This is a genomic window from Streptomyces pluripotens (assembly GCF_000802245.2).
GTDB classification, from domain to species: domain Bacteria; phylum Actinomycetota; class Actinomycetes; order Streptomycetales; family Streptomycetaceae; genus Streptomyces; species Streptomyces pluripotens.
The window spans coordinates 104114-117323 of record NZ_CP021080.1; the positions used below are offsets into that span (position 1 = coordinate 104114).

General features: G+C 69.0%; 8 protein-coding genes. 5 read left to right on the forward strand and 3 right to left on the reverse strand.

The genetic code is table 11. The features are described 5' to 3' along the window. Positions 1-47: 47 nt before the first annotated feature. Complete coding sequence (locus tag LK06_RS00465) at positions 48-1013, reverse strand: threo-3-hydroxy-L-aspartate ammonia-lyase (RefSeq protein ID WP_039652330.1); 966 nt, start codon at positions 1011-1013, stop codon at positions 48-50. 998 nt (positions 1014-2011) lie between these two features. On the opposite strand from LK06_RS00465, the gene LK06_RS00470 reads away from it, so the two are divergent. Together LK06_RS00470 and LK06_RS34110 are read left to right on the forward strand one after the other, a co-directional pair. Then, a complete protein-coding gene (locus LK06_RS00470; RefSeq protein WP_043435166.1) occupies positions 2012-2806 on the forward strand; it encodes an SAM-dependent methyltransferase in 795 nt (264 codons plus the stop codon). Between the two features lie 166 nt (positions 2807-2972). After that, positions 2973-4451, forward strand: coding sequence for a glutamate-cysteine ligase family protein (locus tag LK06_RS34110; protein ID WP_039652326.1), 1479 nt, complete (start codon positions 2973-2975; stop codon positions 4449-4451). A gap of 226 nt (positions 4452-4677) precedes the next feature. Here LK06_RS34110 and argG read toward each other — a convergent pair whose 3' ends face one another. Then, the gene (gene argG / locus LK06_RS00480; protein ID WP_039652324.1) at positions 4678-6126 is read right to left on the reverse strand and encodes an argininosuccinate synthase; all 1449 of its coding nucleotides are present in this window, start codon (positions 6124-6126) and stop codon (positions 4678-4680) included. 428 nt (positions 6127-6554) lie between these two features. On the opposite strand from argG, the gene LK06_RS00485 reads away from it, so the two are divergent. From LK06_RS00485 to LK06_RS00495, 3 genes are all read left to right on the forward strand, one after another. Further along, entirely contained in the window at positions 6555-8303 is a 1749-nt protein-coding gene (locus LK06_RS00485) for a carbohydrate binding domain-containing protein (RefSeq protein ID WP_052269900.1), read from the forward strand. A gap of 400 nt (positions 8304-8703) precedes the next feature. Then, a complete protein-coding gene (locus LK06_RS00490; RefSeq protein WP_234367310.1) occupies positions 8704-10101 on the forward strand; it encodes an amino acid permease in 1398 nt (465 codons plus the stop codon). Between the two features lie 256 nt (positions 10102-10357). After that, positions 10358-12016, forward strand: coding sequence for a penicillin-binding transpeptidase domain-containing protein (locus LK06_RS00495; RefSeq protein ID WP_043435173.1), 1659 nt, complete (start codon positions 10358-10360; stop codon positions 12014-12016). Between the two features lie 93 nt (positions 12017-12109). On the opposite strand, the gene LK06_RS00500 is transcribed toward LK06_RS00495, so the two are convergent. After that, positions 12110-12550 (reverse strand): hypothetical protein, encoded by a 441-nt coding sequence (locus tag LK06_RS00500; protein WP_039652323.1) that lies wholly within the window; start codon positions 12548-12550, stop codon positions 12110-12112. Positions 12551-13210 lie beyond the last annotated feature (660 nt).

The following is a 13210-nucleotide window of genomic DNA, read 5'->3' on the forward strand; positions in this document are numbered from 1 at the left end:
CACTGATCACACCGTAGGCGGAGCCACTGACAATCGCTGCGGCGCGTTCAGCGGCCCACCAGTTCGGTGAACCTCTGGGTGTCGATGTTGCCGCCGGAGGCGATGACGCCGACGCGGGGCGGGAGATCGACACGCCCCGCCAAGAGTGCGGCGAGGCCGGAGGCACCGCTGGGCTCGAGGACGGTCTTCAGTCGTTCGAAGGCGAAGCGCATGGCCTTGATGATCTCCGCGTCGCTGACCAGGGTGACGGCGTCGACCAGGCGCTGGTTGATCGCGAACGTGATGTCGCCCGGGGTGGGCAGGGCCTGCCCGTCGGCGATGGTGCGGGGGACGGGGATGGTGACACGTCCACCGCTTTCCAAGGAGCGCTTGGTGTCGTCACCCGTTTCGGGTTCCACCCCGATCACCTGGATGCCTGGGTGCAGCGCCTTGGCGGTGATGGCGCTGCCGGCGATGAGACCGCCTCCGCCGACCGGCACGACCAGAGCGTCGAGCGGGCCGGTCTCTTCGAGCAGTTCGAGGGCTGCGGTGCCCTGACCGGCGATGACGTGGGGGTGGTCGTAGGGCGGGATGAGGGCCAGACCCCGGTCTTCGGCCAGCGCCTCCCCGAGTGCGGTGCGGTCCTGGGTGTAGCGGTCGTAGGTGACGATCTCGGCGCCGTACCCGGCGGTGGCCTCGCGCTTGGCACGAGGGGCGTCCTCAGGCATGAGGATGACGGCGTGGGCGCCCAGTTCCCGGGCGGCCAGGGCGGTCGCCTGAGCGTGATTGCCGGAGGAGTAGGCGGCGATGCCCTTGGCCAGCTGGCTCGGCGAGAGCTGCGCGGCGGCGTTGTAGGCGCCGCGCATCTTGAAGGCCCCGATCCGCTGGAGGTTCTCGCACTTGATGAACACCTCTGCGCCGACACGGGTGTTCAGCGTGCGGGAGGTGAGGACGGGGGTACGGTGGGTGACGCCTTCGAGGCGTGCTGCGGCCTGACGGATGTCGTCGAACGTCACCGGCGGTGCGGCGGTCATGATCGGTGTCCTCTTCCGGCTTTCGGTGCTTCACGTCGTTTCCGTTGTACGCCGCGTCGTTTCCGGCGTCCGGAGCCCCACTCCGGTGCGCCGCTGCGGGACTCCGCTCGCCGTCGGTGCTCTCCTCCGCAGAGGCGTGACCCATTACCCGAAGGCGCCGAACAGGACATCGGTGGTCCGCAGCATCCCTCGAACCTGAGCAGCCGTCCCGGTGGAGCCGCCGCACGAGCGTCTTCCTGTCCTCCCGGCTCAGCGACCGGGGTGTCGCGGCGCGGACAGAAAGGCTAAATACGCCGCCGAGGTCCTGTCCACCTCTCACCGGAAGTCCGGCCGGCCGGGCACGGAGGCAGGCCGCCCTGGTCGCATCGCAGGATCCGGGCAGTTCCGGCGGGGGCGCGTGCTGATCCCCCTCACGGCAGCGGGGCACCGCAGCGCAGGCGACCGTGCCAACCACGGCGCGGGTACGCCACAGGGCAGGAGGAGAGCACGCACCGGCGTACGCACCGGTTCGACACCCGCCGGCTCTGCGACTCGTGTGACCGGTGTTCCGGACGGGGCGGGGAACGGCCCGAGCGCATGGATTCGCCGTTCCCCGCCCCCGCAGGTCGGCCCACCGCCGGATCGCCGGTGCGGCGACGGCAAGCCCGTCACGGGGTCACGGCGGCCGGAGGAGAGGCAGCACCCCACGACCGGCCACCGGACCGGAGCATGAGTGCGGGGTCGTCCCGGGGTGCCTTTCTCCAGGGACGACGGTGTTCGCGTCCTCGGTCACCGATCTCCTTCAGACCCTCCGACGCCCGTCGCACCGGGAGCAACCAGGAGCGGGCCGACCGGGTGACGGTACGCGACACCAGTCCCACGGGCCCACAGTGGGCCGGGCTCGCGGAAAACTCAGGCCGCCCGATCAACCACCGGCAGATGCAGCGCAGTTGGTATGGGAAGCTGTGACCAGCCAGGTGCGGAACCGAGGCCCTGACGGCCGCCGAGAGGAGCCAGCGTTGGAACAGAACGGCACCGAGACCGTCATAGACACCAGCAAGCCTCATCCCGCACGGATCTACGACTACCTCCTGGGCGGCAAGGACAACTACGAGGTGGACCAGCGGGCGGCCGACGAACTCGCCGCCGCGGCGCCCGAGGCGCGCATCGGCGTCCAAGCGAACCGCGCCTTCCTGCGCCGCGCGGTCCGCTACGTCGTGGACGGTGGTATCCGGCAGATCCTGGACATCGGCACGGGGCTGCCCACATCGCCGAACGTGCATGAGGTCGCCCACGAAGCGGCGCCGGACGTACGAGTCGCCTACGTCGACAACGATCCGATCGTGGCCGCGCACGGCAATGCCCTGCTCAGCCGTTCGGGTGCGACCAGTATCGTCCTCGGCGACCTGCGTGACCCGCGGTCGGTCCTGGACCATCCAGACGTCCGCGCGGTCATCGACTTCGACCAGCCGGTCGCCCTGCTCCTGGTGGCGGTCCTGCACTTCCTCACGGACGCGGAGCAGCCCGCCGAGGTCATCGCCACCCTGCGCGATGCGCTTCCCACAGGCAGCTACCTGGTGCTGTCGCATGCCACGGGAGACTTCGCCGATCGCAGCGCGGCACAGGCCGTCTACAACAAGGCCACCGCCACCCTCAACCTCCGGTCCCGCGCCGAGATCGAGCGCTTTTTCGACGGCTTCGAACTGGTCGAGCCGGGCCTGGCTCAGGTCCCGTTCTGGCGCCCGGACACCACACCCCCACCTCGCTCCGCCGAGATCGGCTTCTACGGAGGCGTGGCCCGCAGGAGGACGTGAACGAGCCGCCGCGCCCACGTACCGCTCCCAGGCCCCGTCACCTGGTCGCCGTCCGTACGGAACCCGACACGTTGCGCGGCCCCCGTGCCGTATCCGCTTGGTGCGGGTCGCGTGTTGATGCGACGCTGAGTGGAGAGGTGTCCGACGAGGGGAACCTGGAGGGCCGATGGGACGGGATGTCCCGGCACTCGCCTTCACCCGCGAGGACCGCCGCCGGTACCGCGCCAAGATGCAGCGATGTCTCGACGCGCTTGCGCAGATGCTGCGCGACTCCCGGTTCGAGTCCGAGCGACCGCAGGTCGGCCTGGAGATCGAGCTGAACCTGGTGGGCGACGACGCCGAGCCTGCCATGCGCAACAGTGACGTGCTGGAGGCGATCTCCGATCCTGCCTGGTCCACCGAGCTCGGACGGTTCAACCTGGAGATCAATGTTCCGCCGCGGCGGCTGACGGCGGGTGGTCCCGACGACTGGGAGTCGGAGATCCGGGCTGCGCTCAACCACGCCGATCAGCGGGCCCGGTCGGTGGGCACTCGGCTGATCACGATCGGGACCCTGCCCACACTGCGGCAGGAGGACATCGGCGAGGACGCGCTGTCGGAGAACCCCCGCTACCGGCTACTCAACGACCAGGTGTTCGCGGCTCGTGGCGAGGACCTGCGCATCGAGGTGGACGGCGTCGACCGGCTGCGGACCTACGCGGACACCATCACCCCGGAGGCGGCCTGCACCAGCACGCAGTTCCATCTGCAGGTGTCGCCCGAGGAATTCGCCGCCTATTGGAACGCGGCGCAGGCGATCGCCGGGGTCCAGGTGGGGCTGGCGGCGAACGCGCCCTTCCTGTTCGGCAAGGAGCTGTGGCACGAAACCCGTATACCCCTGTTCGAACAGGCCACCGACACCCGCCCGGAGGAGATCAAGGTGCAGGGGGTACGACCCCGGGTGTGGTTCGGGGAGAGATGGATCAACAGCGTCTTCGACTTGTTCGAGGAGAACCTGCGCTACTTCCCAGCGCTCCTGCCCCTGTGCGACGAGCAGGACCCCGCGGAGACGCTCGACCGCGGCGACATTCCCGAGCTCGGTGAACTCACCCTGCACAACGGCACCATCTACCGCTGGAACCGTCCGGTCTACGCCGTCACCCACGACCGGCCGCACATCCGGGTGGAGAACCGTGTGCTGCCCGCCGGCCCGACCGTCGCCGACACCCTGGCCAACGGCGCCTTCTACTACGGGCTCACGCGGGCACTGGTGGAGGAGGACCGGCCGGTGTGGTCGCGGATGTCCTTCTCGGCCGCTGAGGACAACCTGCACGCCGCCGCCCGGCACGGCATCGAGGCGCTGCTGTACTGGCCCGGAATGGGCGAGGTGCCGGTACCGGAGCTGGTCCTGCGTCGTCTGCTGCCGCTCGCGCACCACGGTCTGGAGCATTCCGGCATGGATGAGGCGTGGCGGGAACCGCTGCTCGGGGTCATCGAGCAGCGCTGTGTGACTGCCCGGAACGGCGCCGTGTGGCAGAAGGAGATGTTCCACCGCATCGCCTCCTCCAAGCACACTGGCCGGCACGAGGCACTGCGACGGATGACCCAGCTGTACATCGACTACATGCACCTCAACGCGCCGGTGCACACGTGGCCGGTCGACTGATCCGGCCCCAGGGCGCCACCAGGCGCACGCATCCCCTCGTGTACGCGCAGGAGCTCGCCGTCGCTGGCGGCGGCGAGCCGGATACCGGGACCCGGTGCTGAAGAGGACGCAGCGTCCTGAAGAGCGCCGGGCCCCGGGACGCAGGGCCTCAGCCGTACGGCCGAAGGGCGCGCACGGCCGGTGAAGGGTACGGCGGACCGAGAAGGCCCACGGCCGCCGAGCGCTGTCAGTCCGTACCGGACTCCATCGCGGCACGGTCCAGCATCGTCTCCTCGTCCGGAGCCTCACCTCGCGAGGCGATCGCCTCGGCACCGCCGTGGGCCATCGCGCCGATCAGACCGGTCGAGGCGGCCTGCGCGGCGCCGATCAGCCTCGGGTGCTCGGTACCGACCATGCCCAGGCCCGCGTACTGCTCCAGCCGTGCGCGGGAGTCCGCGATGTCGAGGTTGCGCATGGTGAGCTGGCCGATCCGGTCCGCCGGGCCGAACGCCGAGTCCTCGGTCCGCTCCATGGACAGCTTGTCCGGGTGGTAGCTGAACGCGGGGCCCGTGGTGTCGAGGATCGAGTAGTCCTCACCGCGCCGCAGCCGCAGCGTCACCTCGCCGGTGACGGCCACACCCACCCAGCGCTGCAGCGACTCGCGCACCATCAGCGCCTGCGGATCCAGCCAGCGCCCTTCGTAGAGCAGCCTGCCCAGGCGCCGCCCCTCGTTGTGGTACTGGGCGACGGTGTCCTCGTTGTGGATCGCGTTGACCAGACGCTCGTACGCCACGTGCAACAGGGCCATACCGGGCGCCTCGTAGATGCCGCGGCTCTTGGCCTCGATGATCCGGTTCTCGATCTGGTCAGACATGCCCAGACCGTGGCGGCCTCCGATGGCGTTCGCCTCCATCACCAGGTCGACCGCGGAGCCGAACTCCTTGCCGTTGATCGTCACCGGACGGCCCTGGTCGAAGCCGATGGTCACGTCCTCGGCGGTGATCTCCACCGCTGGGTCCCAGAACCGGACGCCCATGATGGGCTCGACGGTCTCGATGCCGGTGTCCAGGTGTTCCAGGGTCTTCGCCTCGTGGGTGGCGCCCCAGATGTTGGCGTCGGTGGAGTACGCCTTCTCCGTGCTGTCACGGTAGGGCAGGTTGTGGGCGAGGAGCCATTCCGACATCTCCTTGCGGCCGCCGAGTTCGGTCACGAAGTCGGCGTCCAGCCAGGGCTTGTAGATCCGCAGGTGCGGGTTGGCGAGCAGGCCGTACCGGTAGAACCGCTCGATGTCGTTGCCCTTGAAGGTGGAGCCGTCGCCCCAGATCTGTACGTCGTCCTCCAGCATCGCCCGAACCAGGAGCGTGCCCGTGACGGCACGGCCGAGCGGCGTGGTGTTGAAGTAGGGCCGTCCACCGGAGCGGATGTGGAACGCCCCGCAGGCGAGGGCGGCCAGGCCCTCCTCGACCAGCGCCGCACGGCAGTCGACCAGCCGTGCCACCTCGGCTCCGTAGGCCGTGGCACGACCGGGCACGGAGGCGATGTCGGGCTCGTCGTACTGGCCGATGTCGGCGGTGTAGGTGCACGGGATGGCGCCCTTGTCGCGCATCCATGCGACGGCGACCGACGTGTCGAGGCCGCCCGAGAAGGCGATGCCGACGCGTTCGCCGACCGGAAGGGAAGTGAGGACCTTGGACATAGGAAGAGTATGCACTATTCCGCATGATCATGCATAGAGGGGTGGATCGAGCAGCCCGCCAGCTCGACGATCCCCCAGGGGCGACGTGGAGCAGGGTCGGACGCCCCCGCCTCCCGTAACCAACGCCGGAACCCGCCTCAGCAAGCAAGCACCTCGTCCGGCGGGGCAGGCACGGGCGGCACGCCATCCCGTACGCAGGTGGCGACCCACCTCGCGACCACCCACGGCGGCGCACTTGCCGAGCGGGGCGCGAGCTTGGCCGCAACGAAGCCGGGTCCAGCCCCCCATGAACGCGCAAAAGGCGGTTCCCGCACCCTTGACCCGCGCCTGGTCCAGACCAATCATGGCCTAGACCAATAGCCCGGCCGGGCCCGCACAGTGCGACACCCCCGCTCCATCGCCTGTCGTTCGCTATCCGGGAGTACCCGATGACACGTCCGAGACCCCTACGCGCCCTACTCACCGGCTTGGCCACGCTTGCCGCGTCCGCCGGGCTCGCCCTGGGGACTGGAGGCACCGCGCACGCGGCGACTCCGCTGCCCACACACGTCTTCGCGCCCTACTTCGAGGCCTACAACGGCGACAGCCCCGCCGCGCTCGCGCAGGCTTCCGGCGCCAAGTACCTGACCATGGCCTTCCTGCAAACCGACAAGAAGGGTTCGTGCACCCCGTACTGGAACGGCGACCGCAGCACGCCCGTGGACAACTCGGTCTTCGGAGCCGACTTCTCCACCATCCGCTCACGCGGCGGTGACGTGATCCCCTCCCTGGGCGGGTACGCCGCGGACCACTCCGGCACCGAGATCGCCGACAGCTGTACGAACGTCGACTCCATCGCCGCCGCATACGAGAAGATCATCACTACGTACGACGTCTCGCGGCTCGATATGGACGTCGAAGACAACTCCCTCACCGACACGGCCGGCATCGACCGCCGCAACCAGGCCATCAAGAAGGTGCAGGACTGGGCCGCCGCCAACGGGCGAACGGTGCAGTTCTCCTACACCCTGCCGACCACGACCACCGGCCTCGCCGCCAGTGGGCTCGCCGTGCTGCGCAGCGCCAAGAGGGCGGGCGCCAAGGTGGACGTCGTCAACATCATGACGTTCGACTACTACGACGGCGCCACGCACCACATGGCCACCGACACCCGAACGGCCGCGACCGGCCTACACGATCAACTCGCCTCGCTCTACACGGACCTGTCGGACACTCAACTGTGGAACATGGTCGGCGTCACCGAAATGCCGGGCGTGGACGACTACGGACCGGCGGAGACCTTCACCACCGCCGACGCGACGACGGTCTACGACTGGGCGGTCGCCCAGGGCATCAACACCCTTTCTTTCTGGGCGCTCCAGCGCGACAACGGCGGCTGTCCCGGTTCCCCCGCCTCTGACACCTGCTCCGGCATCGCTCAGGACACGTGGTACTTCACACACACGTTCGCGCCCTTCAGCAGCGGCACGACCACGCCTCCGACCGACGACTTCTCCGTTTCCCTCTCCCCCACGACCGTCTCGGTCGAACCCTCCGGCTCGGCGACGGCAACCGTCAGGACATCGGTCACCGCGGGCAATGCCCAGACGGTCAATCTGGCGGTGAGCGGTGCACCCAGCGGAGTGACCGCCTCGCTCAGCCCGTCCTCCGTCACCGCGGGTGGCACCGCCACGCTGACCGTGGAGGCCGGCGCCTCCGCCGCCCCCGGCACCTACACCCTGACCGTCACCGGCACCTCGGGCACGACCCGGCACAGCTCCACACTCGCCCTGACCGTCAAGGGGGCGGGCGGATCCGCGGTGCTGGCCAACGGTGACTTCGAGGCCGGCTCACTCGCACCGTGGACCTGCGAGAGCGGGGCGTCCGTGGTCTCCTCACCCGTGCACGGCGGCACCCATGCACTGACGACCGTGCCGTCCGCCACCCAGACCGGCCAGTGCGTGCAGACCGTGACCCTGAAACCCAACACCTCGTACACGCTGAGCGGCTGGGTGCAGGGCCCGTACGCGTTCCTCGGTGTCAGCAGTGGCGCGACGGGCAGCACGTGGGCCTCGTCCTCGTCCTGGTCGAAGCTGACGGTGCCGTTCACCACCGGTTCATCGGGAACAGTCACCGTCTACGTCCACGGCTGGTACGGCCAGGGCGCCGTCCACGCGGACGACCTGACCCTCTCCTGACCCCTCTCCCTGCCTCGTCCCCTTTGACCTCGTCTTTGACCTCGTCGGCATCTCCGGCCACGTCCACAGTCATCATCGGGCGGTGCCGGGGGTGCTGACCGGTGTGCAGGCGTGCGCCACACCTGGCCAGATATGCCGCCGTTGACCAAGATGCCCCGGGGCATGTCCGGACGGTTCCGCCTCACAACCGGCGGGCCGGGTGGTCAAGACCCCCGAGGACCGTCCGCGCACGCCTCCGGGAGGCGTCAACGCCCCCCTCGACGCCCCCCGGTTCAGGCCGGTTATCTTTGACGCGTCCTTAACAGCTCCCTAGCGGCTGGCTGACGTACGCTTGTCTCCGGTGTGCCGGGAAGCCTGGTCGGCGAAGTTCTTCAGCTCTCCGCTCGTGAAAGGTCTTCGCGTGACGACCACCAGCCGGGCTGCCGCAGGTACGGCAGCCCCCCTCACTCTGCAGGGCCGTACCCCGCGCCGCAGCGTGCTCTTCTTCGCCTTCGCGTTCGCGGTGATCGCGGACCCGGTGTCGTCCGTCGCCTACGCGATCGAGGCCGCGCTGCGCGCCCTGCACGGCGATCTGGCCCTGCTGCTGCCCACCATGACCCTGGTCATCGGTCTCGTCATCGTCGTGACCGCCAATTACTGGCAGCTGGTACGCCGCTTCCCCAAGGGCGGAGGCGCGGCAGCGGCAGCGGCTCGGGCCTTCGGGCCCCGCTGGACCTTCCTGCCCATCGGGGCGCTGGTCGTCGACTTCGTGCTCACCATAGGCATCTCCATCTCGGCGGCCGCCAGCGCGGTGATCGCCCTGTTCCCCGGCCTGGCACCACTTCGCATCCCGCTGGCGCTGCTGCTTGTGCTGGTCGTGGGCGGCCTGACGTGGTTCGGGCACGGCGGGCGGCTGCTGTTCGCCGTCATGACCGTCGCCTTCGTCGCCGTGTCCGTGACCGTGCTGGTCTACGGCTTCGCGGCGCCGCACGCCACCGGCCACGCCGCAGCCGCCCATGACCCGGGCCACTCGGCGATGCTCGCCGTGGTACTGGCCTTCCCGGTCGCGATGGCACTGGCCACCGGTGTGGAGGCTCCGTCGACGGCGATCGCCCAGCTCGGCCAGCTCGACGACACCCACCGCCGCCGGTTCGGCCGGGGCACGCTGGCCCTGCTCGTGACGATCGTGGGTGGCCTCACCCTCACACTGACCTGGCTCGCGGTGCGACTGCACATCGGGATCCCCGGAACCGACTCCACCCAGATCGCCGACATCGCGCACGCCGCGGCCGGCCCCGGCTGGCTCTACGGGGCCTTCCAGCTGACCAGTTCCCTGCTGCTGCTCGCCGCCGCCAGCTCCTCCTTCCAGGCCGGTCCCGGCCTGCTGAAGGCGCTGTCGGGCACGCCGGAGCGGCCCGGTGTGCTGCCCCCGGTCCTCGGCCACACCAACCGTCACCACACTCCGTACTGGTCAGTCGTGGTCTACCTGGCCGCAGCCGCACTGATCATCATCGCGGCCGCGGGCCAGGAACAGGAACTGGTGCTGTTCTACGCCGTCGCCGTGTTCGTCAGCTTCCTGGTGGGACTGCTCGCGATGACACGCTTCGCCCTGGGTGAGCGCAAGCCCGCCCTCGCGTGGGTCAACGGCGTCGCCGCAGCGGCCGTCGCCTTCACCCTCGTCGTCAATCTGCTGCGGGGCTGGCCGGTGCTGTCCATGGTGGCGACTCTCCTGATCGCGGCCGGTCTCTACCTGCGCTGGAACCGCGCCGGCCGGCCGAGCGGGATCGAGGACGTGGAGTCCCAGGCCGAGGCGCTGTGACGGTCTGACAGCGGTGTGCGCGCCGGGGGTTTCACGCCGGCGCATTGCGCAGCAGTGTCCACCCGGATCGGGCGCCGTCGCGACCCTCATGCAAGGACCGAGCGCCTCCCCCAGGCCGGGATGCCGAGGACCCGCCCCCGCTTACCCCTTCCCCGCCTCCCCTCTTCCCCCCTTCCTCCCCGGCCACCCTTGACAGTCCGGTAACGATACGACCCACCCAGCACATGTATGCGTGAACATACATACGATCTTCATCATGAACAGAGCTGTGAAGATCGGCATTGCCGGTACAGGCACCGCGCTGCTCGTGCTAGGGGGAATAGGAACCTACAACCTCGTCCACGGGCTGACCTCCGGAGAGACGGACAGCGTCCGGACCAGCGCAGATCGCACCTTCGATTCGACGAAGCTGTCGACCACACCGCCTTCGGACACCGAAGCGGTCAAGTTGACCAAGGCGTTCCTGGACAGCTGGTCCACACAACATCTCAACAGCGCCGCCGGCGATACCGACACGCCTGCGGAAGCCGTCCAGTCGCTGCAGGGATACGAGAAGGGTCTGCACCTCAAGAAGCTGGCGTTCGGCCATGTCCGCGCGGCGGGTACCTCGACGGTGACGGCGGATGCCACCAAGGTCACCTTCGAGGTCACGGCCCAGGTGGCGGGCGGCACCTGGAGCTACCCGAGCGCGGTGGCCGTGCGGAAGAGCACGAACGGCCGGTCCGCGGTGCACTGGAACAACTCGGTGCTGTATCCGGGCCTGGGCGAGGACCAGTCATTGACGGCGGGTCAACTACCGGTCGGCGCGAGCACCGCCAAGGTGGTCGCGAGCGACGGAAAGACGGACCTGGCCTCGTTCCCCTCACTGCGGGACATCGCAGCGACCATCCGCAAGCACGCCGAGCCCACGGGAGGGAAAGCCGGCACCGGCGTGGCCGTGATCGACGACGACGGTACGGGCGTCAAGACCCTGAAGACCTTCACCAAGGGACGTGCCCCCGTCATCAAGACGACCATCGACGCCAGTCTCCAGGCGGTGGCCGAGACCGCGGTGAAGGACCACCACCTACAGGAGAAGCCCGCCGGGACCGTGGCACTCGACTGGAGGAACGGTCACATCCTCGCCATCGCGCACACAGGAGCCGACGGGGACATCGCCATCAACGGCATCAAGTCGCCGGGTTCCACCATGAAGATCATCACCTCCGCGGCCCTGTTCGATCAGGCGGGCCTCACGGCGAACAGTCCCGCACCGTGCACCGAGTCGGTGATGGCCAACAGCCAGCTCTTCCACAACGAAACAGGAATGCGGCCCAACCCCCGCTCCACCATCGCCCAGGCCTTCGCGGTGTCGTGCAACACCTCGTTCATCAAGGACGGGTTCCACTACCTCGTACACAACGGGGACGCCTCCGCGCTGCACAACGAGGCCGTCAACGTCTTCGGCATGGGCAGCTGGTCCGTCGGAGGCGGAGTCGCCACCACCGACCCGAGCATTCCGGCGGACACGCAGGGCGGCGACCAGGCGGCCCAGTTCATCGGCCAGGGCAGGGTCACGGCCACCCCGCTGTTCATGGCATCCGTGGCGGCAACGGTGCGCAACGCCGGGTTCCGGCAGCCGATCATCCTGCCGGGCCAGCACCAGGACGCCGCGCCGCGCCCCATGTCCGCCCGCACGGCGGGGTATCTCCAGTCGATGATGCGCGGTGTGGCCACCGGAGGTACCGCCGCGCCGCGCCTGAACGACCTGCCCGGCGTCGGCGCCAAGACGGGCACTGCGGAGGAGAGCGACCACACCAACGGCTGGCTGACCGCTTACAACTCCCGCATCGCGGTCGCTGCACTGGTCGAGGGCGGCACCTCCGGCGTGGATTCCGCTGGATACGTCGTACGCCGGCTGCTGACCAGCAGCTGAGCGCGGGGCCACCTCATCGCTGCGGCCGAGGGATCCACGGACCTCTCGGCCGCCCAGCTGCCGGCTTCCGTCGACCGCGGCTCGCCCCAGGAATCAGGCGGTGACGGCGAGGCGTGAGACGAGGTCTCGGCCAGCGGCCTTCCCAGCGGGCGGGAAGGTCAGCTTCAGGCCCTTCTCCTGTCCCTGCACCGTCAGCACGGTCTGCAGCCCCAGGCCGAGCAGGGCCTTTTGCATCGGTGCCGCGGATGTCAGCTCACGCGGCATGGCCAGGAGTAGCTCGCCGGGACGGCCCGTGGTGGTCTTGGCGTCGAAGAACAGTAGCTGCCGGTCGGTGAGTGCCAGGTACATCGGACGCGGCTGAACCGTGGCGATGACGGTCCCCGCGGAGAGCACACCGACCAGCGCGCTAGTCAGCACCCGCCGCTTGACGGAGACGGAGCCGACCTTGGCGAGGGAGGTGAACTCGACCTGCTCACCTTCGGTCAACAAGGGGGCGACCGACTGAAGCAGTTGCTGTCTGCGCCTGTTGTTCATGATGGTCCTTGCGGTGTTCCAAGGCACGCAGGTACGCCGTGCCGAGTGCGCGTGGGAGGCAAACAAGAGCATACTGCAATATTTCAATACCGAAAATAAAGGTATTCCCATGAAACCGTAAGGTCCGTTGACGGTGAGGGATCTCCTAGTGGCATTAAAGGTTCTTCTGCAAACCTTTGAAGTGCGCACACGACGGACCATTGCACCCAGCCCCGCCCCCACCACGGACGAGCGCGACGAGCACCCACCAAGACCTGCCCCCTCGACCACCACCCCGCCACCCCACGACACCTCACCACCGGCCGACTGGACAGCGGGAGCACCCGGCCCAGCAGTGACACGAACACCCTTCGCGCGCCGAGTGTCGACGCTCTGACCACCGCACCTACAGTTCCGCCCCCACCGAGCCGGGCCGCCGCCCCAGGCATCGGCGTCACCAGCCGCGCGACGGAGACAGCGGTGGCCGCGCGCCGGTCCGACGGGGCGAGAACCGGACGGGAGGCGTCGCAGCGTGCCGTCCACGACCACCACCGGACAGCCGGGGCCGCCCCATCCCCGCGGGCGGACCACAGCGGTCCAGGGCGCCTCCACTCCAAGGTCCCGGGTGAACCGAAGGGTCAAAAGGTCATCAGTCATACCTTTGCCTTACCCGCGTCGCCG

Coding starts and splice junctions, on each gene's coding strand:
- argG (WP_039652324.1), bottom strand. CDS start 6,126: ATGTCCAAGGTCCTCACTTCCCTTCCGGTCGGCGAACGCGTCGGCATC.
- LK06_RS00465 (WP_039652330.1), bottom strand. CDS start 1,013: ATGACCGCCGCACCGCCGGTGACGTTCGACGACATCCGTCAGGCCGCA.
- LK06_RS00485 (WP_052269900.1), top strand. CDS start 6,555: ATGACACGTCCGAGACCCCTACGCGCCCTACTCACCGGCTTGGCCACG.
- LK06_RS00500 (WP_039652323.1), bottom strand. CDS start 12,550: ATGAACAACAGGCGCAGACAGCAACTGCTTCAGTCGGTCGCCCCCTTG.
- LK06_RS34110 (WP_039652326.1), top strand. CDS start 2,973: ATGGGACGGGATGTCCCGGCACTCGCCTTCACCCGCGAGGACCGCCGC.
- LK06_RS00495 (WP_043435173.1), top strand. CDS start 10,358: ATGAACAGAGCTGTGAAGATCGGCATTGCCGGTACAGGCACCGCGCTG.